The 21,235-nt window shown below is 68.8% G+C and carries 14 protein-coding genes; 5 read left to right on the forward strand and 9 right to left on the reverse strand.

The window, feature by feature from the left end; all coding sequences use genetic code 11:
• Positions 1-34: 34 nt before the first annotated feature.
• Together K8612_RS34425 and K8612_RS39405 are read left to right on the forward strand one after the other, a co-directional pair.
• On the forward strand, positions 35-931 hold the full coding sequence (locus tag K8612_RS34425; RefSeq protein WP_223765352.1) for a transcriptional regulator: 897 nt from the start codon (positions 35-37) through the stop codon (positions 929-931).
• Positions 928-3,993, forward strand: a complete 3,066-nt coding sequence (locus K8612_RS39405) for a tetratricopeptide repeat protein (RefSeq protein ID WP_373692159.1) — start codon at positions 928-930, stop codon at positions 3,991-3,993. The genes K8612_RS34425 and K8612_RS39405 overlap by 4 nt, the downstream gene beginning before the upstream one ends.
• 34 nt (positions 3,994-4,027) lie before the next feature.
• On the opposite strand, the gene K8612_RS34440 is transcribed toward K8612_RS39405, so the two are convergent.
• The 4 genes from K8612_RS34440 to K8612_RS34455 form a co-directional block, all read right to left on the reverse strand.
• The gene (locus K8612_RS34440; protein ID WP_223765353.1) at positions 4,028-6,610 is read right to left on the reverse strand and encodes a hypothetical protein; all 2,583 of its coding nucleotides are present in this window, start codon (positions 6,608-6,610) and stop codon (positions 4,028-4,030) included.
• Positions 6,611-6,938: 328 nt separating this feature from the next.
• Positions 6,939-7,730 (reverse strand): penicillin-binding transpeptidase domain-containing protein, encoded by a 792-nt coding sequence (locus tag K8612_RS34445; protein ID WP_223765354.1) that lies wholly within the window; start codon positions 7,728-7,730, stop codon positions 6,939-6,941.
• Positions 7,731-8,004: 274 nt separating this feature from the next.
• Positions 8,005-8,358 carry a hypothetical protein gene (locus tag K8612_RS34450; protein WP_223765355.1) on the reverse strand — a complete coding sequence of 118 codons (354 nt, stop codon included), beginning with the start codon at positions 8,356-8,358 and terminating at the stop codon, positions 8,005-8,007.
• An 18-nt stretch (positions 8,359-8,376) separates the two neighbouring features.
• A complete protein-coding gene (locus K8612_RS34455; protein WP_223765356.1) occupies positions 8,377-9,210 on the reverse strand; it encodes a DJ-1/PfpI family protein in 834 nt (277 codons plus the stop codon).
• Between the two features lie 377 nt (positions 9,211-9,587).
• Between K8612_RS34455 and K8612_RS34460 the strand changes: the two genes are divergently transcribed.
• Complete coding sequence (locus K8612_RS34460; protein WP_223765357.1) at positions 9,588-10,214, forward strand: DUF2306 domain-containing protein; 627 nt, start codon at positions 9,588-9,590, stop codon at positions 10,212-10,214.
• 356 nt (positions 10,215-10,570) lie between these two features.
• On the opposite strand, the gene K8612_RS34465 is transcribed toward K8612_RS34460, so the two are convergent.
• Positions 10,571-11,128 carry a dihydrofolate reductase family protein gene (locus tag K8612_RS34465; protein ID WP_223765358.1) on the reverse strand — a complete coding sequence of 186 codons (558 nt, stop codon included), beginning with the start codon at positions 11,126-11,128 and terminating at the stop codon, positions 10,571-10,573.
• 134 nt (positions 11,129-11,262) lie between these two features.
• On the reverse strand, positions 11,263-11,559 hold the full coding sequence (locus K8612_RS39675; protein ID WP_223765359.1) for a helix-turn-helix domain-containing protein: 297 nt from the start codon (positions 11,557-11,559) through the stop codon (positions 11,263-11,265).
• A 490-nt stretch (positions 11,560-12,049) separates the two neighbouring features.
• Between K8612_RS39675 and K8612_RS34475 the strand changes: the two genes are divergently transcribed.
• Complete coding sequence (locus K8612_RS34475; protein WP_223765360.1) at positions 12,050-16,099, forward strand: CARDB domain-containing protein; 4,050 nt, start codon at positions 12,050-12,052, stop codon at positions 16,097-16,099.
• A 62-nt stretch (positions 16,100-16,161) separates the two neighbouring features.
• Here the strand turns inward: K8612_RS34475 and K8612_RS34480 are convergent, their stop codons facing one another.
• Positions 16,162-16,572: a citrate/2-methylcitrate synthase gene (locus K8612_RS34480; RefSeq protein WP_373692160.1), complete on the reverse strand. Its 411-nt coding sequence runs from the start codon at positions 16,570-16,572 to the stop codon at positions 16,162-16,164.
• Between the two features lie 553 nt (positions 16,573-17,125).
• Here K8612_RS34480 and K8612_RS34485 point away from each other — a divergent pair.
• Entirely contained in the window at positions 17,126-18,532 is a 1,407-nt protein-coding gene (locus K8612_RS34485) for an alpha/beta fold hydrolase (protein WP_223765361.1), read from the forward strand.
• 102 nt (positions 18,533-18,634) lie between these two features.
• Here K8612_RS34485 and K8612_RS34490 read toward each other — a convergent pair whose 3' ends face one another.
• Together K8612_RS34490 and K8612_RS34495 are read right to left on the reverse strand one after the other, a co-directional pair.
• Entirely contained in the window at positions 18,635-19,327 is a 693-nt protein-coding gene (locus K8612_RS34490) for a LytTR family DNA-binding domain-containing protein (protein ID WP_223744538.1), read from the reverse strand.
• On the reverse strand, positions 19,324-21,015 hold the full coding sequence (locus tag K8612_RS34495; protein ID WP_223765362.1) for a histidine kinase: 1,692 nt from the start codon (positions 21,013-21,015) through the stop codon (positions 19,324-19,326). Before K8612_RS34495 ends, K8612_RS34490 begins: the two co-directional genes overlap by 4 nt.
• Positions 21,016-21,235 lie beyond the last annotated feature (220 nt).

Consider the following 21,235-nt stretch of genomic DNA (forward strand, 5'->3'; position numbering starts at 1 on the left):
TCACCTCGCGGGCGTGATGCAGGGAGGGACAGGAATGCGCTCGGGTGTCTCGGAGGCCCTCGAGGCCATGTTGGAAGCGATGGGGGAGCCGCGGGCCTCCCGCCTTCGCGTGGCGCCAGGGGTGCGTGAGGCGGTGTCGCGCGCGCTGGAGGAAGCCGCGTCGCTGGGAGGCGCCGCGCCGGAGCCGCTCGACTTCGCGCGGCACCTGGGCGAGCACCTGGCGAAGGCGGAGGACCCGCCGCTCGCGCTGGAGCGGCTGCACGCCAGGGACCTGGCGCTGGCGCTCGCGTGTACGCAGGGGCTGCCCGGCGCCGATGCGCGGTTCGAGGTGGAGGTCCTCCAGCGGATGCGGGTGCCCCTGTCGCGGATCCACCCCTCACCGGCCTTCGCGGACGAGGTGCTGCAGACGCTCCGGGCCAACCTGCTGATGCCGCGCGCGGACGCGCCGCCGCGGCTGCGGGGGTACGCGGGCGTGGGCTCGCTGGCGCAGTGGGTGAACATGGTGGGCGTCCGGCTGGCGCTGCGGCTGAGGAAGGCGCAGGGGGACGCGTCACGGGTGGAGGCGGAGGTGCTGGCGGCGCACCCCGCGCCGGGCGGGCTGGAGCTGAGCTTCATCCGCGAGGACGCGAGGGCGCACGTGAGGGCGGCCTTCGTGAAGGCGGTGGCCTCGCTGGATGACGAGGACCGGGAGCTGCTGCGCCTGCACTACGTGGAGCGGCTGTCGCTGGAGAAGATGGGGGCGCTGTACGACCTGCACAAGTCGACGCTCTCCCGGCGGCTGGGCGGGGTGCAGGAGACGCTGGAGAAGCGGACGCGGCGCCTGCTGTCGGAGCGGCTGGCGCTGCGGGACGCGGAGCTGGAGAGCCTGGTGCGCACCATCCACGGAGGGTTGGACTTGAGCCTGTCGGGACTGCTGGGAGGGCGTGGGTGAGCTGTCCCGAGGAGAACACGCTCGCGCGGTACGTGAACGGGCTGCTGGGGGCGGAGGGGATGCGCGAGGTGCGCGCGCATGTGGCGGGCTGCGCTGAATGCCGGAGCGTGCTCGCGGCGCTGAGCGCGATGGAGACCCCGGCGCCCGACACGGGACCGCTCGTCACGGGCACGCGGGTGGGGCGCTACGTGGTGCTGGGGTTGCTGGGCGAGGGCGGCATGGGCCGGGTCCATGCGGCGTATGACCCGGAGCTGGACCGGAAGGTGGCGCTGAAGCTGCTGAACCCGGAGCGCCTGAGGGAGGACTCGCTGACGGAGGCGCGGCAGCGGCTGGAGCGCGAGGCGCGGACGATGGCGCGGCTGTCGCATCCGCATGTGGCGCAGCTCCACGACGTGGGGGAGTACCAGGGCCAGCTCTTCCTGGTGATGGAGCTGGTGGAGGGCGGCACGCTGCGGCGGTGGCTGCTGGAGAAGCCGCGCACGCGAAGGGAGACGGTCGCGCGCTTCGTGCAGGCGGCGGAGGGGCTGGCGGCGATGCACGCGCTGGGCATCGTCCACCGGGACTTCAAGCCGGACAACGTGCTGCTGACGCGCGACGGGCAGGTGCGCATCACCGACTTCGGCCTCGCCAACGCCACGGTGGCGCGGGACGCGAGGTCCGGGCACCTGCCTCCAAGCGCGGAGGTCCTCACGCTGACGGGGACGGTGCTGGGGACACCGGCCTACGCCGCACCCGAGCAACTGCGAGGCGAGCGGGGGGATGCGCGCTCGGACCAGTTCGCCTTCTGCGTGGCCCTCCACGAGGCCCTCAACGGGCAGCGCCCCTTCGAGGGCGCGACGCGCGAGGAGCTGCTGGCGTCGATGGAGCGGCAGGCGGTGCGGCCCGAGCAGCCGGGCGTGCCGGGCTGGCTCAAGGCGCTGGTGCGCCGGGGGCTGAGCGCGGACCCCGCCCGCCGCTTCGAATCGATGGAGGCCCTGCGGGCCCGCCTCACACGGGACGCGGGGGCCTGGAAGCGCAGCGCCGTCGCGGCGGTGGTCGCGGGAGGCCTGGTGGGCCTGGGGTTCCTCCTGCTGGGGCCGGCGGCGGCGGCGCCGGACGAGACGTGTCAGGGCAGCGAGCGGCACCTCGCGGGCATCTGGGATGCCACCGTGCGCGAGTCCACGCGCCGGGCCTTCCTGGCCACCCGGGCTCCGGACGCGGAGGCCTCCTTCCAGGCCGTGGCCTCCACGCTGGACCGGTGGACCCGGGACTGGGCCCACGCGCACCGCTCCGCCTGCGAGGCGGCGCACGTTTTTGGTGAGCAGTCGGAGGCGGTGCTCGGGCTGCGGATGACGTGCCTGGACCGGCGGCTGGGAGCGCTGTCCCGGCTGACCGTGGCGCTCCAGGGCGCGGACGCGCGGACGGTGGAGCGGGGCTTCGGGTTGGGCGGTTCGCTGGGCGGCGTGGGGCGGTGCGCGGACGTGCGGACGTTGCAGGAGGCGGTGTCGCCCCCGGACGACCCGAAGGTCCGCGCGGAGGTGGACGCCGTGCGCGCGGAGCTGGCCCGGGCGCACGCGCAGATGCTCGCGGGCCATACGCCGGAGGCCCTGCGGATCGCGCTCCCCGCCCGCGAGCGCGCGCTCGCCACCCGGCATCGCCCCCTGGAAGCAGAGGCGCACCAGCTCTGCGCGTTCCTGCAGGAGGACTCCGGCGCGTTCGAGGACGCGCGCGAGTCGCTGGCGCGGGGCTCGCTGGCGGCCGAGGCCGGGCGGGAGCCGGGCGTGCTCGCGCGGGTGCTGAGGGCCCAGGCCTGGCTGCACGGGTACGGCCTGGGGCGGCCTCAAGAGGCGTGGCCCTTCCTGCACCGGGCGCGCGCGGTGGCCGAGACGCTCCGGGACGCGGAGCTGGACACGCTGCTGGACAACGTGCAGGCGGAGCTCCTGGAGCAGGAGGGCCGCTTCGCGGAGGCGGAGCCGCTGCTGCGCGCCTCGCTGGAGGCCGTCAGCGCGCGGGGACAGACGCACTCGCACGCGGAGCTGAGCGGCCGGCTGGGGCTGCTGATCCGCCATCAGGGGCGGCTGCTGGAGGCGAAGCGCTGGCAGGAAGAGGCGCTGCGCCTGCACGAGGAGCACTTCGGCCCGGCGCACCGCGACACCGGACGGGCCCTGCTCAACCTGGGCGGGACGCTGGCGCTCCTGGGCGAACTGGAGCGCGCCGAGTCCGTCCTCCAGCGGGCGCTCGGAATCCTTCGCCAGACGCTGGGCGGGGACAACCTGTCGGTGGCCCGGGCGTTGTCCAACCTGGCCGTGGTGTATTTCGAGTGGGGACACGCCGCCCGGGCGCGACAGGCCGCGGAGGAGGGCTGGGCCGTGGCGCGCAAGAGCGTGGCCGCGGACAGCCCGGTGCTGCTGGGGACGGCGTCGAACCGGGTGGGCATCCTGGGAGAGCAGGGGGCGCGGCGCATGGAGCTGGCGCACGCGCGCGGTGTGCTGGCGCATCGCGAGAAGGTCTACGGCGCTTCCCACCCGGAGGTGGCCCTGGACGTCCACGAGGTGGGGCGGTTGCTGCGCCTGCTGGGGCGGACGGACGAGGCGCGCGGCTTCCATGCCCGGGGTGTCGCGCTCCAGGAGGCCCTGGCCGCCAGGGGCGAGCTGGACGGCGCGGGGCTGCGCTCGCTGGCGGACGCGCTCCTGTTCCTGGGGCGGGTGGACGAGGCGCGGCGCCACGTGGAGCAATCGCTGGTGGAGATGGAGAAGGACCTGGGGCCCCTGTCGTCCGAGCGCATCGAGGCGCTGCTCGTCCTGGGTGACGTCCAGCTCGCCCGGGGCCGGCCCGCCGAGGCCCTGGCGCCGCTGAGGACCGCGCTGGAGGCCCTCACGGGCCGCCAGGTGGTCTCGGCGCGCGTGCCCAGGGTGCGTCGCCGTCTGGCGCGGGCGCTGCGCCAGACGGGAGCGGTGAAGGAGTCCTGCGAGCAGGCTCGGCGGGCCTGGGAGGAGCTGGCTGTCTGGCGTGCGGCCTATGCCCAGGAGACGCGGGAGGCCCGGGCCGAGCTGGGCCACTGTCCGGGAGGGGCGGTGCCCTGACCGGGTGCGGGGGCCCTGACCCGGTCTCCCGCGCTCAGACGCCTCGCGCCAGTCTCGATTGGAGCGCCGGCGAGATGTAGGGGACGGTGAAGAGGATCCGCACCGGGCTGCTGTTGGTGAAGTCGATCTGCTCCGCCGTCGGGTTGCCTTGATTGAAGCCGAAGTACTTCATCTCGAGCGCCCAGAGCGGGCTCGGCTCCAGCAGGTACATGCGCACGGTGTAGGCCTCGCCGGGGGCGAGCGGGGTCAGGTACTCGCCCAGCTTGACTCCCCAGCTCTTGGTGCTGGTGGACGAGGCGACCAGGCTGGTGGCCCACTCCACTCCGACCATCAGGTAGCCAGACGAATTGAAGATCGGGATGGTGACCTCATACACCCCGAGCGCGCCGACCGAGTTCTCCACCTCTTCGTTCCAGGCCAACCCGGCATACGCCGAATGGTTGGCGTACGCCCCGCCCCCTGCCGTGAAGCGGGAGGTGCTCTGGAACTCGCTGCGTTGGATCCCGCTCTCGGAGAACGAGAACTCGAGGTACGGAAGATTGCCTCCCGGCCCGAAGCAGTTGCGGCCGAACTTCTCCGCCACCCGCTCCACGTAGTCCGCCTGGTACAGGCTGCTGTAGTCCACCCCGTTGATCCTGAACCGCTGCTTGTCATCCGCGGACAGGTGACTGAAGCGATTGGCCATCGTGGAGCCGATGCTCGCCGGGTCGTAGGTCTGCAACTGCCCGGGGATGTAGCAGTAGCTCTGGAAGCCGCCGCTGCGCGCGGTGATGGTGCCATCCATGATGGGTTGCACGGTCACGGCGAGGAAGGACGACGAGGCGCCCCCCCGCGGCTGCAACAAGGTCACGTTCGTCGCCATCCGCGCGGGCGGCGTGACGCCAAAGAAGGCGCCGCTGGGAGAAAGACGCAGGGTCTCGGTTTCGGGATCGCCCGCGACGGGCGGCAAGCCCCGGGTGGCCACCGAGAAGGAGCTGGCCTTGAGCGTGGCATCCGACTTCTGGACCAGCGCGCTGATGCCCGCGACATCCTCCGCGTCAGCCTGAACCCCCACCACCGTGGTGACGATGGCCTCGGCCTTGAGGCCCACGCCCAACTGGAACGAGTAGTCCAGGTCGACTTCCGTGTCGTCACCCGTCAGGTACTCGTAGTTGCACAACTGCCAGTTCACCATGCCCGACGGGCTGTCGGGGCCCCAGATCTCACGCGAGGGCACCGGGTAGGGGAAGCTGTCCGCCACCATCGAGACCAGCGTCGCCTGCTGGTAGTCATCCGTCGCGGTGTCGATCCGGTAGTTCTCGATGGAGAAGAACGCGCCCCAGTACGACGTACTCAGCCTCGGCTTGTAGTTCGAGTCGCTGCTGAGGATGAGGTGGATGAAGCGGACGGAGGGGCAGTCATCGAACACCTGCGCGCCGGAGCCGTCGGACCGCATGACCGCGCTGGGCGACGGCCCCCGGGTCGTCGCCAGCGGCAGGTACACGCCGCAGGGCGTATTGCGCGTGGTCAGGTGGCTGGTGCTGGAGGCGAGGTACACCGGCGACGTCTCCCACACCGGCAGGTACAGGCCCGGCTGCTGGTAATTCGCTTCGCCAGGCTGCGCCGAGTTCGGGATCAGCTTGCCGACCCGGACGTTGTCGCTGCCGTCCCGGAAGTGCACGGACAGCGAACCGTCCGGCGCCATGCCGACGTTCGCCCCGAAGGAGAGGCCGGAGTCGCCATGCTCGGCGTTGATCTTCGTGACGGTCAGGTTCCCGCCGTGTGTCGCCAGGAAATACGCGTCGAACGCAGACAGGAGATCCATCCCGAAGGACAGGCTCTTGATGCTCGAGGAGTTGCTGTTGCACACCACCACCAGGCTCATGTAGGGGCGCGGAGCACTGTCATGGGGACCCTTGACGATGCCCTGATCGATCCAGCCCGCGCTCACGGCCGGGTAGTCATCGACGACCGAGCGTCCGCTGGTGTCGCTGGCGAGCAACGACCCGAGCGAGGCTCTGTGGCCCCCATTCGGAATCTGCGCGGCCCACGTGCCGTTGGGCGTGAAGTCCGCGGGATCGAACAGCAGTGGCAACATCACGCCACGGACGGTTTGGTTCCCGGAGTCCACTTCCTCGGCGAGGACCACGGCGCCAATCTTCCCCGCGAGGGAGGGCAGGGTGCTCGGCAGCGCGAACGCCGCGACGTTGCTCTTGACGGTGTGGTTGTTGCCCCAGACCGAAAAATCGATCTCGGCGACAGCGGCGGGTTCGAGCATGTCCGGGCGGGTGCGCAGCGCGTAGCGGTGGCCGTCCTGCGAGGTCCAGAACACGAAGGTGTAGTCCCCCACCGCGAAGATGGACATGAGCTGGTCCGTCTGGACCACGAACCGGCTTTGCAGGCTCGGCGGGAACTGATCCGAGATCTTCTTCGCGCTCCAGACGTTGAGGTCGCTGAACGTGTGGCTGCTCTGGTACTTGGAGGCGTCCGCCGACAGCAGCGTGAGCAGCGCGCCAGAAGCCGGGACGGCGTACTGCACACGTCCGCCGCTACAGCACAGAGCGCCCGCCCCCCCCTGCTGGCCGGACCAGGGGATGGCGACGTTGGAGATGTCGAATGCGTTTTCAGGGGTGTCCATTGCGTCCTCTTTCACGGGGGATGGGTTCGTCGACTGCGAAAGACAGTCATTGCAGGACGTGGACCAACACCCCGTGAAAGAGGCACTGCGATGGATTCCGGGCGCTTGAGACGAAGGCCCCCGACGCGCTGAAACATGCCGCGTCCGACCGGGAGGCAAGCGCGTCAACATGGAACGCGCGGTGAAACACGCTGACATGCGTCCGACCCGGTAGGCGAAGACTCAACCCCAGACGTCTTTTTTGGGCGCCTGGGGCCTACCTTGGATGGTTGTGGTTGCCACGGGTGCGCACGCCCTACAGCCGGTGGCGGGGTGGAGCCCTCGACTGTCAGAGCAGACCCTGGGCCTTCAATGCGTCGATGGCGGCGGCCAGCGCGGGATGGGGTGACGCAAGCGGACCCGGAGGGGAGCGCACGGTGCTGACAAAGACAAAGGCGCCCCCCTTCGTGGCCACGTGCCCCACGAACCACGTCAGATTCTCCTCTGGAAGCGTGAGCGCGCCCGTCTTCGCGCTGAGCACCGCGCCCTCCTTCCAGGGGCCACCCATGTCGATGCCATCCCGGACGTGCGCCACGGTCTGGGGGCCCTGCACCAGTGTGCGTTTCACGGTCTCCTGGGTGGCCGCGCTCACGGGGAGCTGCCCCCTGTAGAGCCGCGCCAGGAATTGGAGCTGCTCCTCGGGGGAGATGCGAAGCGGTCCGCCAAGCCAGAACAGGGTGATGTTCCCCGAGGCCTCCGCGTTTCCGTAATGGAGGCGCTTCATCCAGGCTTCCTCGCGTTCACGACCGAGCCGGGTCGCGAGTCCCTGGAAGACCCACAAGGCCGAGCGACGCATGGCCGTGTCCAGCGTCTGATCCTGGTTCCAGGCCTGGACGCCACGCGGGGTGCCGTCCCAGGGGAACACCTCGTCTGGCTTCAACACGCCTTCCTCCAGCGCGATGAGCGCATGCGGAATCTTGAAGGTGGAGGCGGGGGACAGGCGCTGTTGGCAGAGGCTGCTGTCGTTGACGGCCACCTGGCCTGTCTCCAGGTTCATCAGCCCGAAGCAGCCGGGATGGCGGGAGACGATGCGGAGCGGGGCAGGGCGATGGCCCGTGCACGCGAGTGACGTGAGCAGCACGAGCCAACCGGCGAAACGGAACCTGCGAGAGGGGAGTCGGGACATGGGCGTGGGGGCATAGCAAACCTCGCGCCAGCAGCCGTCTCCTCTGGAGCGCGGTCGGGGGGCCACAGGTGGGCTGGGAGTGACGCGGTTTGTTCGTCACGCTTGGGGTTCGAGCCGTGACGCCTGTTCCTTCGAGGGCTTCGCTTGACGTTTCAACATGGGCTGCCTCTGCCCAGGCTCGCGATAGGGATGCACATCCTCTGGAGGGAGGAGGCCGCCGCCTCTGGCTTCAAGCCGTGGAAGCTGACGGTTGCTTCTGGTGCCAGGCAGGACGCAGGGGCGCGGAGGCCGCGCGCAGCAACAACCACCACACTCCGCCGAGCAGCCAGCAGGCCAGGAACAACAGCAGCGCCTGGCCCCACAGGGGCAGTCGCCCCGAGCGCAGGTGGCGACAGGCGCGGTGCAGCCCCAGGCTCAACGCGAAGCCGAGCGCCATGCGCATCACCTTGAAGACAAGCATGGCGTCACGTCGCTCCGCGGTCATCCCCGCCAGCACGGGCGCGTAGGTGACGTAGGTGGCCAGGCCGTAGCCGAGCCATCCGGCGGCGTTCAGCTTCCAGAAGAGGTGGCGCGAGGGCGTCATGGCTCCGGGGACGTCGGCTCAGGGCGAGGCGGTGCGGGCGAAGCGCGCCACCACCTGCCGGTTGAACGCGGGCAGGTCCGCTGGCCGGCGACTGGTGACGAGCAGGCCATCCACCACCACCTCCTCATCGACCCACGTGGCCCCTGCATTCTGCAGGTCGCGCCGCAGGGATGGGAAGGACGTCACCCGGCGGCCCTTCACGCCGCCCGCGTCGGCGAGCAGCCACAGCCCGTGACAGATGGCCGCCACCGGCTTCTTCGCCCGGAGGAAGCCCTGCACGAAGTCAGTCGCTCCGGAGGCGATGCGCAGGCTGTCCGCGCTGTGGGTCCCCCCGGGCAGATAGAGCGCGTGGTAGGCGCCGGGACGCGCTTCCGAGAGCGCGCGGTCCACCTGGAACTCGCTGACCTGACCCTCCGGTGCCTCCGCGCGCACGGTGCCCGCCTCCCGGGGCGCGCGGTGGTAGACCTTGCTCACGATGCTCCACCTGCCCTCCAGCTTGAGCAGGGAGATGTAGTCGATGAAGTCCCACTTCGATGTGCGCACGGACACCTTGGCGACCGCCGCGCTGCCGAAGACGTCCACCTGGAGCACCGCGTCCTCGCGCCCGGTGAAGGGGCGCTTCACGGCCGTCTGGATGTAGTCGGCGCCCGGCCATGTGGCGAGCGTCTCGTCGGGCCCCACGGAGAGGAGCTTCGCCTCGGGATGGAAGGCGCGGTGGAGGCGAGCTTCGTCGCCCGACTTCACCCCCTCGGTGTAATCAGCGACGACCGCACGGATGGCCGCCACGTCGTCGTTGGGGGTGGCCATCAGCCAGGCGGTGAGCAGCGTCGAGGCGAAGGGGTGCAGCGGCATGGGGTCCTCCGAGCGGTGGTTGCGCCACTCTCGTCCCCCCATCGGCGTGCCTGGCGTACTCTTCAGCGAGTGGCGGCAGCACTCGGTGAGCGGTGGCGCGGGCGTCAGGGATCGCTTGAGAGCGGTCCAGAGAACTCAAACTCTCCGAGGGTAAAAGGCGAGTCATCTTCAGATGTTTCACGGAGGGGGCTGCTGGCGCCCTTCAATTGGGGACCGCTTGAATCTCCGCGAACCTCACTCTTGTCCCTTCCCGTTTGCGATCAGCGCCTTGCCCTTCGAGGTCTGGTGCACGGTCCATTTCGAGTAACATCGCACGCGGTTCCGGGTGTTCCCCCTTCCTCCATGTGTCTCCCCGTCCCGAACCGCGAGTCTCCCTGATGGCAAGCAAGGCGTGCTGGATTCTCTTTTCCGCTCTCTGTCTTTCTGTGGGCCTCTATCCCGGCAGCTACTTCCTCGCGGCCTCGAACTTCGGACTTCGTGCCTTGAAGAGCAGCGAACTCCTGACCGACCCCGTCTGGAACGCGGCCTTCTACACGCACATCGCCCTGGGAGGACTCGCGCTGGCCATCGGCTGGACCCAGTTCGTCGCGAGACTGCGACTCCATCGCCCAGGTGCACACCGGCTCCTCGGAAAGGTCTACGTCGTGGCGGTCCTGCTGAGCGGGCTCGCCAGCGTCTACGTCGGCTTCTTCGCCACGGGGGGCGTCATCGCCGCGGCGGGCTTCGTCAGCCTGGGCATCGTCTGGCTCTACACCACGGCCTCGGCCTATCGCCTCATCAAGAGCCGGCGAATCGAAGAACACCGGCACATGATGACATACAGCTATGCCGCCTGCTTCGCGGCAGTCACGCTGAGACTCTGGATGCCCGTCCTGAGCTACGCCCTGGGGGACTTCATCACGGCCTACAGAATCGTCGCCTGGCTCTGCTGGCTCCCCAACCTGGGCGTGGCACACCTCATCTTGCGCAGACGGCTCCAGGAGCGCGAACTCGTGCCTTCGTGACGAGACCTCGGTTCCGCCGGGATGGAGCCGTCCCGGGTGGACTCGGTGTCCATGCCGTCGGCAGCGTTCTCACGCAGCAGGTTGAATGCCTCTCGGCTTCTACCGCTCCACAAAACCGAGAGCGTGCGAGCACCGAAGCTTGCGGACAGGTTTGTGTTCCCGAACGGTCGGGACCGCGAACGGGTCCGGCGTGTCGGATGGGGTGTGGGGCGCGCAGTCCCGAGGGCGAAGAGCGCAACAGGCTCCATCGCTCTGATGTGTTGGGTGAGCCGGAAAGCGTGGGCCGGGAGTATAGGGGGCCGCCCCGCTCCAGGGCGGATTCGGCTCCCTGCTCCCGGCGGCCGGGGCCGGGCGTCTCAGCGCGCGCGCCGGTAGTGCACGGCGATCGCGCCGCAGCGGAGCGGCTTCGCCGAGACCAGCTCGAGCCGTCGCGTGCTGGGCAGCCCGCTCTGGTACAGGGTCGGGCCGTGGCCGGCGATCCTGGGGTGGACGAGGAACCTGTACTCGTCGATCAGATCCAGCCGGTCCAGCTCGGTCGCGAGCTTGCCGCTACAGAGGAGCACGCCGGCCGGGGTCGCGTCCTTGAGCTTCTGCACGCCCGTGCGCAGGTCGCCGGCGATGTGGTGGCTGTTGGTCCACGGGAAGTCCGTTCGCGTCGACGACACCACGTACTTCGGCTTGGCCTCCAGCTTGACCGCCCACTCGCGCATCGCTGGCGGCGCCTCCGCGTCGCCGCGGGCGACCGCTGGCCAGTAGCTCTCCATCATCTCGTAGGTGACGCGGCCCCACAGCATCGCCCCGCCCTCGTCCATGAGGCGGGTGAAGAAGGCGTGTGTCTCGTCGTCGACGATTCCCTCCTGGTGGTCGACGCAGCCGTCCAGGGTGACGTTGATGATGAAGGTCAAGAGTCCCATGCGGCCGAGTCTAATCCCATGACCGGGTGAAGTCTGTGGGTTGGTCATGGAATTTCGCCCGGGCCTTCGGCACGGTGAATTGCCAGCGAATCTGGAGCCGGTGGCGGTTGGCCCACTCCTGCCATGCCTGCGTTTCACAGCGGAGCTTGTCGAGCGTGGGGATGCGCCGACGCCCCGGGCCGCGGCTTCTCATGGAGCGCTGCGCTGAGCCCCTCCTCCCGGTAGCGTCTTCGGACGGTGCGCAACGTGGTTTCCGTGACGCCCATCGCCTCGGACACACCCACGACCGTCCAGCCCGCCGCTAGCAGTTGCAGCACCCTGGCTCTCCGCAACACCCGCACTGACTCGCGTCCTCGGTGCGTCAGCGCCTTCAGCGCTGCGCTGTCCGCCTGCTTCAGCTTCAACCCTTGGCTTCTCGTGTGCCCCCTCATACCCGGAGCAACAGCGCAAACCCGCCCGCTAATCTCTACCCGGCCAAAGGACCAGGGGAGGTCGCCATCAGCATCTCCCGGGTGGCAATTGCTGTCTGGGTGTGGTTTGGTGTGCCATAACTATTGTGTCTTGCATTTGTCTTGAAGTGGGGGCTCAAAGGCAATCATGGTCATTTCCAGGCAACGGCTCTGCCGGACGAACTTTCTCCTTGCGGTCCTCCTTTGGGTGTCCGGTTGTCTGCCGGCGATGGACCCCCCTGTTCCCGAGGCCCCGGAGTCCGCATCGCACGCTCGCGACTCCTCCTCGCAACTCAAGCCTCCCCCTGCGAGCCTGGAGCGGAGTGGCGTGTCATCCCTATCGCGTATCCTCGACTGGGTGGGTAGGGCGAGGGATTTGAGAGACTACGTCAAAGACTACAATCGGTGCGCGAGGCAGGGCTTCAACAAGCCTGGCTGTTCGGCAAAGGATATGGTCTGGAATGGTCTCTGCATGGTGTTGGATTGGAAGATGAGTGATGTTCTTTCGTTGGATATTGGAATTCCATATCACAAGCTGTGTCTGGGGGATGCGGCGCTCAAGTGCTGTAAATACGAGCCAGCCACAGATACGTCCTGTCACAGCGCCTTCAACTCAAAAGAGCCCATCAACTGCGAGGGAAATCCCTACTACCGCTCTGCGAAGTCCTATGGACCGTGCCTCGAAGCTGAAGAGGGCCCGGGCTGCTTCTGCGACTACATCCCCCAGTGCTCCAACCCTGTGGTTGAGCGGTCAGGCTCCGGCGACTGGCGCTTCAATCAGTTCGGAGTGATGCTGGCCGCCGCCATTGAGGAAGGTGCGGCTGCGCTCATCCGGCAGCAGCCGGGGGACTTCGTGGACTACGTCAGCTTTGTCGGAACCTGTCCGCACCGGGAGGTCATCCTCACGGGAGCCCCCTTCTCGAAGCCGGATGAGTTTCCACCGGGCTACCCGCTGAGCGACGCCTACCATGAGAGCGACAACGTCCCCGAGGCCCGCTACCTGCGCGGGCTCACTACGCTCGCCATCCAGCGCGTGCTCTCGGGTATCCCGAACGTCCAGGCCCGGTGGAACGCCATCGCGTCGCGCCGCTGGACGGAGCCGGAGAAGACAGCCTATCTGGCCAACGTTTCGGATCCAGAGGCCGTGCTGGAGAGTTGCGTGGGCAAGTTCGGTGTGGACATGCTCCGCCAGGCCTACCCGGGTGAGTATTTGCTGCTTGCGGCTCCCCTCCTGGGGGAGACCGAGCCCGATTGTCCCGCTGGCTGGGTGGGTGGGGCGGCCATCTGTGCTGCGGCGTCGCTCAGTGTGGCGGTGAGTACCTCGGGGGCCAGCGTGACGCTTGTGCCCTCGGTGTATGACCCGAGCGCGAACTACAATGCTGACGGCACCTATGCCGTGCAGCTCGACTGGGGTGATGGCCTTGTGGAGGGCCGCGTCTATGGCGTGTCTGAGCCGTCCACTCACGCGTGGATGCATACGTTCGAGGCTGCCGGCACCTACACGGTGACGGCGCGCATCACCAACACGTCTGGGCTGGTGGGTGAGACAACCACCCAGGTGGTTGTGGCCGAGGGCTCCGGCCAGCCTGTGCGGCGCTCAGTGGAGAGCGTCCAGTTCGCAATGGATGCCTCCGTTACTGCGTACAAACATGGACGCATCCGTGTGGACGTGGAGGGGCTCGACGCGGAGGGCAATGTCCACAAGCTGGGCTATCACTGGGTGACGCTGACTGGTGAGGACTGGACGAATGTCACTGTTCCGCTCTCCTCGGCGCTGAGTCATGGGGGGCTCACGGACCTCCAGTCATTCCGCCTCAGGACGAACCACTACGAGGGGAACGCAGTCTCGTTGCGCGTGTTGCGGCTCTGGGGTGTGACGCTGAACCTGTACGCCTCGCCGGGCATGTCGCCGCAGTCGCGCTCGTACGTGCTGACGAACCGGGACGTGAAGGTCTATGCGCCTGGAAATCCGACCCCTACAGCGCCACTGGTGGAGCCGGGGTCGGGCAAGCTGGAACTGCCGCTGATGAACGCGGAGATTGTTATTGACCTGCCCACCATCCCGGAGCCGGATCCTTCGTGGAGCCATGGCTGCCGGCCGGTGTATGGCGCGGATGCGCCGCTGATGCGGACAGCGAACGGAGGCTGCGAGGACATCGCCAGCGGGTTGGTCTTCGCCGTCATCCCATTTCACAGCAACTGGCATGATGCCGTCTGGGACTCGACCGTTTCGGGCAGCGCCGTTCCGGATGCGCACGACTACGGCCGGGTCAATGACTACTCGGGGGGCTATCCTATCTCGGCGGGGCCGGACGCGTCGGCCGCAGCCTATTGCCATGAGTTGACGCAGGGCGGCTTCAGCGATTGGCGTCTGCCCTCGGATAAGGAACTGGCCATGGTGACGAGTGCCTCCAGGGCCGGGACCTACTTTCCCCACGCTGTCTCAGAATATGCCTGGACCTCGACGAACTGGAACGCCTCGCACGCTGTAGTGATCCACCTCTTGGGAGGGTGGCACTATGGCATCAAGGCGACCGAGTCCCACCGAGTGGTCTGCGTGAGGAGCGGGCCTCCACCCGCGGAGCATGCGTGTCGAGTGCCTGTCGATGGCGGGCAACTCTTCGTGACGGGATGGGGAGGCTGCATGGATACGCGCGCTGGGGGGCTCGTGTGGAGCCGGCCTTCGGTACCGGTGAAGACGTGGCACGACGCAGTGTGGGGCGCCGAGCTGGCAGGCAATGCGCAGCCGGACGCGGACGATGGAGCACGCACGAATGACTACGCCGGTGGAATGGTCCCGGGTGTTCCGGACGCCTCGCTGGATAACCACTGTCACTCGCTGGTGGAGGGGGGATTCAGTGACTGGCGCCTGCCTACCGTGACGGAGATCCACCGCGTGAGCGGCAGTGCCCTGGCGAAGAAGTACTTCGATTTCGAGACAGCGGAGTACTTCTGGAGCGCGTCTGCCTACAGCACATCTGGCACCCTCGTTCAGAGCATCAACCTGGGCGATGGTGGCTATTCGTATGACGAGAAGATGAAGTACCGGCGCGTGGTGTGTGTGCGGCCCCCGGCTTCGATGGTAGCCGCAGACCTGGCTCCCCTTGCCTTCACTGGGCCTGCCGCAGCGGCGACACGGCAGACGGTTTCCTTGTCCTGGACCGTCACGAACCAGGGTTCGGTGGATGCCACGCCATCATGGCGCGACGCCATATATCTGTCGCGCGACATCTACCCCAGCAGCAACGACGCGCTGGTGCTGGATGCGTCACGGAGTACGCTGCTCGCGCCGGGGGGCAGCTATACCGTCACGAAGTCGGTCGATGTGCCGGGAGTGCCTGCTGGCGATTACTTCTTGCTCCTGCGCGTCGACAGCACCTCCGTCGTGGTGGAGAAGGACGACGGGAACAATGGGTGGGCCGCGCTGCCCATCACCGTGACGAATCCTGACCTGGCCATCACCGCGTTCAGAGGACCGTCGGTGGCCGCGGTCCAGCAGCGGGTGCCCATCAGTTGGACGGTCACGAATGCGGGCACGGCCAACGCGTATCGGTCCTGGTCCGACTTCGTCTACCTCTCCACTGACGAGACGTTCGGTGGTGGAGACGTTAACGTGACGAGCTGGCAGCAATCGGGTGGGCTGGCACCGGAAGCGAGCTACACCGTCGCCAATACCGCGACACTGCCAAACGTTCCTGCAGGGAACTACTTTCTGCTCCTCCGGGTCGACCATTACGGTGACCTCTACGAATCGGAAGAGACGAACAACACTTGGACCGCGCTGCCCATCACCGTGACGAACCCAGATCTGGCGGCCACCGCGTTCAGTGGACCCTCGGTGGCCGAGGCTCGGGAGTCCGTGTCCTTTACGTGGACGGTCACCAATGCGGGCACGGAGATCGCGTACCCGAACTGGTACGACTACGTCTACCTCTCTACGGACGAGAGATATGACAGCGGGGATACGTCGGTGATGAGCGAGGTTCGCACGAGCGCGCTGGCGCCTGGATCGAGTTATACCATCACGAAGTCCGCGGTCCTGCCGAGCGTGCCTGCTGGGAACTACTTCCTCCTCCTTCGAGTAGACCGCAACGGCGTGCTTCACGAGCCGAATGAGGAGAACAACACATGGACGGCGCTGCCCATCAGTCTTCGCGCTGCGGACCTCGTTCCAGGGGGATTGTCGGCTCCGCCCTCGGCACGGGCGGGCTCCTCCATCAGTCTGGTCTGGAGCGTGAGCAATGGCTCCGTGGATGTTGTTGCGCATCCGAGCTGGTCGGATGACGTCTACCTCTCCAAGGATGAGACCTGCTGCACGGGGGATACGTCGCTCGCGAACGAGTCACGCAGGACGGCTCTGGAGCCGGGGGCGAGCTATTCACTCACCAGGACCGTCACGCTACCGGCGACGCTGACGCCCGGTGTCTACAACCTCATCTTGTCGGTGGATAGAAACGGCTCGCTCCCCGAGACGAATGAGGAGAACAACTTGGTCGTCGTTCCTTTCACCGTCGACCCATAGCAAGCAAGCTCACCGATAGGGATGGCGCCAACATCCATGGGGTCATCCCTACCGGCGAGCATTCATCGCGCTGCGGGCTCCTCCAGAGACGGTGCCCCTCGCAGTGGGAGCGGGCTCAACGTAGCGGGCGCGCGGACGCAGCAGGCGTCCCTGCTCGCGCTGCTCCAGCACGTGTGCCACCCAGCCCGCCGCGCGCCCACCGCCTCCGGACGCACCGACAGCGCCGCCAGCGCCGCACTGATGCACGCGTAGAGGTCCGCTCCCGACGACGCCGTCACCCGCGCGGTGAAGGTGGACACATTCAGCTCATGGTCCGCGTACAGAACCAGCGCCCGATTCGGCAGCTCCGGTGTCGTAGCTCGGCGTAACAGGTCCTCCGGAGTTCGGCGAACCCGGTCGGGGTGTGTTCGGCCAAACCGGTCCGCACCGGTTCGGCCAAACCGTTCCACACGAGCGTCCCGCCGACAGGCCACGCCACAGGAGCGGGCGAACGCGGGCGCATCGCCGGGCCGCCCTTCCTTGCTCGGTTGGAGCCACCACGGCGCGCGTGCAAGAGCAGAGGGGCGGGGCAGAGGGGCCGTGCCGAGGACCTGGCCAGGAGCTTCTGAGAGTCGTCTTGGGGAGTCTGCGCCGCGCTACGAAAACGCGAGTCCCCAGTAGATGCCTGCCGCGTTTTTCTCTCTCGGTTAACAGCCGCATGGGGCTGGACCCTCGTCGAAGGGCTCCGGGCCGCCCTGGAGACAGGGATAGGAGGGGGCTGGTATCGCCCCTCAATCGGGAACCGATTGAATCTCCGCGAACTTCACTTCTTGTGTGTCCGCATTTCATGGCGAAGTGGCGCTGTCAGCTTTCTGTCTACAGGGTCAACATGGCGTTGACGCACTCATGACGCAGCGACCGGATTTGGATGGGCACAACCCCACGTGCACTTCGGCGACGCCGCGAGACGTTGGGCGACCGGCACCCCACGCGCCGCGCGGGCCACCGCATTCTCCTCGCGGTCGCCCCGCTCTCGGAGGAACGCCCATGCGCGCCGTGCTCCTGCTCTGCCTCATCCTTCCGCTGTCACTCGCCCAGGCCCAGGAACTCCAACTGCAGCCCTACGCCTTCCAGGCCCGCGACGGTCGCGGTGTTCAGGCCGAGCTGGGCACCGTCACCGTGCCCCTGCGCCACGCCCGCCCCGAGGGCCCGGGTCTGTCCCTGCGCTTCGTGCGCTTCAAGAGCACGAGCCCCTCGCCCGCGGCCCCCATCATCTACCTGGCCGGTGGCCCGGGCGGCTCCGGTATCGAGGCCGCACGCGGCGTCCGCTTCGATCTGTTCCTCGCCCTGCGCGAGGTGGCCGACGTCATCGCGCTGGACCAACGCGGCACCGGCCAGTCCGACCCCCATCCCAATCTGGAGCAGCGCTGGGCCATCCCGCTCGAGCAGCGCATGGACGAGGCGCTGCTCACCACCACGGTGAAGAAGGCCGCCGCCGAGGCGAGCCGGACCTGGGCCACGGCCGGCGTGGATCTGGGCGCCTACACCACGGAGGAGAACGCCGACGACCTGGAGACGCTGCGCAAGGCGCTGGGCGCGCCGAAGCTCAACCTCTGGGGCATCAGCTACGGCACCCACCTGGGCCTCGCCTACCTGCGGCGCCACGGACAGCGGGTGGACCACGTCATCCTCGCCGGCATCGAGGGGCCGGACGACACCTGGAAGCGGCCTGCCCATGCGGAGGCCCTGCTCGAGCGCTGGGAGGCCGTTCTGCGCGCCGAGGGCGAGCGCGGGCCGGGCCTGAAAGCGCGGCTGGCGAAGCTGTTGAGGTCGCTGAAGCGCGAGCCCCGCACCGTGGCGTTCACAGACCCGGCGAAGGGTGAGCGCCACACCTGGCGGGTCAGCCCCTTCGACCTTCAGTGCGCCACCTTCGAGTCCCTTCGAGACCCCGCCACCTTCCGGCGCTTCCTCACCCTGCTTCCGGCGCTGGAAGCAGGGGACTATGCGCCGATGGCGCCCTTCGCGCGCCAACTGCGCGAAGGGTGGCTGGCGCCCATGTCGCTCGCCATGGACGCGGCCTCCGGCGTGAGCCCGGCGCGACACGCCCTCATCAAGAGGGAGGCCGCGAAGGCACTGCTCGGTGGCAGCGCCAACCCGGGAGCCCTGCGGGCAGGGGATGTGCCCGGCGTGAGCGACCTGGGCGAGTCCTTCCGCGGTCCGCTGAAGTCCGCGGTGCCCGTGCTCCTCATCAGCGGCACCCTGGATGGGCGCACGAGTCCGGACAACGCGGAGGCCCTGCGCCCCGGGCTCTCCCGGACCGTCCACCTGGTGCTGGTGGGCGCGGGACACGACGGCCTTTTCCAGTCGGACTCGCGCATCCTCGAGCGCATGAAGGCCTTCCTGAAGGGCGAAGCGCTCCGCGATGAGCGGCTGGAGATCAAGGCGAAGCCCTGACGTCGAGCACTCGTCCGTGGCCGGGTCGGTGCAACGCTCCTGCACCGGCCGCACCTTGATGCCATTCGCGGCGCCTGTACCGGGCACCGGGAGCGACGGCGCCTACGCCTCCAGCCGCTTGCGCAGCGCGCTCAGTCGGCTGCGGCCCACCGGCAGTCGGGTGCCGTCCCGCAACTCCACCGCGGTGCGCGAGCCCTCGGAGGCGACGAGCTCTCGGATGTCCGTCACGCGGACGAGATAGGAGCGGTGGACGCGGAGGAAGTCGGCGGGGAGCAGTTGCTCGAGCCGCTCCAGGCTCTTCTCGCTCAGCTCGGTGCCGCCTTCACGGAGGACCAGCTCCGCGTAGTCTCCAGCGCCCTGGATGTACGCGACGGAGTCCAGTGGCACGAGGACCACGCCTCCGCCCTTTCTCACCGCGAGGGTGCGCAATGGAGTGGCCGCGCGGCTTCCCACGCGGGCGAGCGCGAGGGCGAGCCGCTCCGGCGTGTATGGCTTTGGCACGAAGTCCAGCACCCCCAACTCGAAGGCGCGCAGCGCCTGGTCGGTGTTCGCTGAGACCACCACCGTCTGGAATGCGCCCGTGGCCGCCTCCGCGAGCAGCGCGAAGCCGTCCTCGCCCGAGAGGTTCAGGTCCAGCAGCAGCACGTCCACGTCGCGCCCGGCCAGCAGCGCGCGCGCCTCGTCCAGACTCGCGCACACGCGCGGGGGCGGGGCGCCCGGCCCCAGTTGCTGCTCGCACAGCCGAGCGAGGCGGCGCGCCGCCAGCGGCTCGTCCTCCACGATGAGCAGCCTCACGCCGGCACCTCCACCCGTGTCATCCACCCATCCTGCGTGGGCCCGTCCTCGAGCCGCCACGCACCGGGGAAGGCCTCCTCCAGGCGCGCGCGCAGGTAGCGCGAGCCGGTGCCCTCACCGCCCCCTTGGCGCGTGCCCGTGCCCAGGGGGGCGAGGAAGAGGTAGCGCCGCCGCGGCCGGGCGCCATCGGCAACGAGGCTGCTCTGGAGCCGGAAGGTGTGGGGCGAGATGTAGCGGTTGTGGCTGAAAGCGTTCTCCAGCAGCGTGTGCAGCAGGGCAGGGGGGACGGGGGCCTCGAGGTCTACGCCATCGGTCTCGAGGTGGAAGGCCGTGCCCTGCCGGCAGCCCATGACGGCCAGGTGGGCGCGGCACAGCTCGAGCTCGCGGGCGAGCGGAATGGTGCGCTCACCCGAGACAGCGAGCAGGTGCCGGTACACCGAGCCCAGGGCCTCGATGAAGCGCACGGCTTGCGTGGGCTCCGTCTCCACCCACTCACTCAGCGCGCCCAGCGTGTTCATCAAGAAGTGCGGTTGCAGGCTGCGCTTGAGCAGCTCCAGTTGCAGACGCTCCGCGGCGCGCGTCGCGCTCTCCAGCCGTTCCTGCTGGCGGCGCTGCTGCTGGGCATGCACCGCCGTGAGGCAGAGCAGCAGCCCCCCAAAGGCGAGGAAGAAGCCGCGCTCGGAGAAGTCCCAGGGGGCCAGCGTGTAGAGCGTCCCGGCGAAGCCGAGCCCCGCCAGCGCGCCCATGGCCCCCGGTTCCCCGCGGTGCCACGCGCGCACGGCGAGCGCCGTGGAGACGGCGAGCGAGGCCCCGAGCGCGATGCCGTTCTTGCCATCGAAGCCCGGAACGAAGACGAGTGAGAGCAACCCCAGTCCGAGTCCCATCCACCGCAGCCAGCGGCGTGGCTCGCCGAAGGCCGCGTGCACGGTCGCCGGCAGCAGCGCCGTCACCGCCAGCACGGCCGCCGCCAGCAATCGCAGCCTCACGGCGTGCCGTGGGTAGGGGTAGTTGGCGAGCCCGCGCCACGCCTCCAGCAGCACGAGCGCCGTGGCGGCGAGGCACAGCACGCCGAGCAGCAGCGTTGCGAGCCCTCCGCGAGCGAGCCGCACGCGCGCGAGGTGGTAGAGCCCCATCAGCACCAATGCGCCCAGCGTGCAAAGGGCTGGCACCAGGCCGAGCATCCGCGCCCGGGCGAGGGACGCGGCCTCGCCCACCCGCAGGTAGTGGAGGGTGCCCACGGGCTGGAAGCCGAGCCGGTGCGCCGAGACGCGCATCGTCAGCACATGAGGGCCCGGCGCGCTGAGCTCGGGCGGGAGCGGGAGCAGGGCATCGACGCGTCCTGGTACCTCCTCCGCGGGTGTGCGCCCCACCTGACCGTTGCGCCCCAGGGGCCTGCCGTCCCACCAGGCCTCCCATGACCCGAGCACCGACAGGGCGAGGGCAGGCGTCGGGGCTCCGGCCTCACGCGGGGGCACCTCTACCTGCGTGCGCAGCCAGAAGGGGCCGGCCCCCTCATTCAACTCACGGCTCTCCACCGTCCGCCAGCCCGGCGCATCCCCAGCAAGCGCTACTGCCGCGGGGAAATCCTCCGTGTGCACCTGCACCTGTCCCTGTCGTGCGGAGGGCAGGGCGGCCGAGGCGGCGAGCGAGAGCGCGAGGCATCCCGCGAAGAGGGCGGACGACGTCATGGGCCTCAGCATACGTAGCGCGGCGCCGCCCCACGCGCACTCCGGCGACGCCGCGAGACGTTGGGCGACGCACCCCCCCCACGCGCATGCGTACCGTGCTCCTGCTCTCCCTCATCCTTCCGCTGTCGCGCCACCGCCGTTCGCGCAAGTCATCGACCCGCCGCAGGCGACGACCATCGCCGCGCCCAGCAGCACTCCGGAGTACCGCCTCATGGGGCTC

This window comes from Corallococcus sp. AS-1-6, assembly GCF_020037015.1.
GTDB lineage: Bacteria > Myxococcota > Myxococcia > Myxococcales > Myxococcaceae > Corallococcus.

Bases quoted from the DNA above. Each gene is read 5' to 3' on its own strand.
- K8612_RS34425 (WP_223765352.1), top strand. From the start codon at position 35: ATGCGCTCGGGTGTCTCGGAGGCCCTCGAGGCCATGTTGGAAGCGATG.
- K8612_RS34440 (WP_223765353.1), bottom strand. From the start codon at position 6,610: ATGGACACCCCTGAAAACGCATTCGACATCTCCAACGTCGCCATCCCC.
- K8612_RS34450 (WP_223765355.1), bottom strand. From the start codon at position 8,358: ATGACGCCCTCGCGCCACCTCTTCTGGAAGCTGAACGCCGCCGGATGG.
- K8612_RS34455 (WP_223765356.1), bottom strand. From the start codon at position 9,210: ATGCCGCTGCACCCCTTCGCCTCGACGCTGCTCACCGCCTGGCTGATG.
- K8612_RS34460 (WP_223765357.1), top strand. From the start codon at position 9,588: ATGGCAAGCAAGGCGTGCTGGATTCTCTTTTCCGCTCTCTGTCTTTCT.
- K8612_RS34465 (WP_223765358.1), bottom strand. From the start codon at position 11,128: ATGGGACTCTTGACCTTCATCATCAACGTCACCCTGGACGGCTGCGTC.
- K8612_RS39675 (WP_223765359.1), bottom strand. From the start codon at position 11,559: ATGAGGGGGCACACGAGAAGCCAAGGGTTGAAGCTGAAGCAGGCGGAC.
- K8612_RS34475 (WP_223765360.1), top strand. From the start codon at position 12,050: ATGGTGTTGGATTGGAAGATGAGTGATGTTCTTTCGTTGGATATTGGA.
- K8612_RS34485 (WP_223765361.1), top strand. From the start codon at position 17,126: ATGCGCGCCGTGCTCCTGCTCTGCCTCATCCTTCCGCTGTCACTCGCC.
- K8612_RS34495 (WP_223765362.1), bottom strand. From the start codon at position 21,015: ATGACGTCGTCCGCCCTCTTCGCGGGATGCCTCGCGCTCTCGCTCGCC.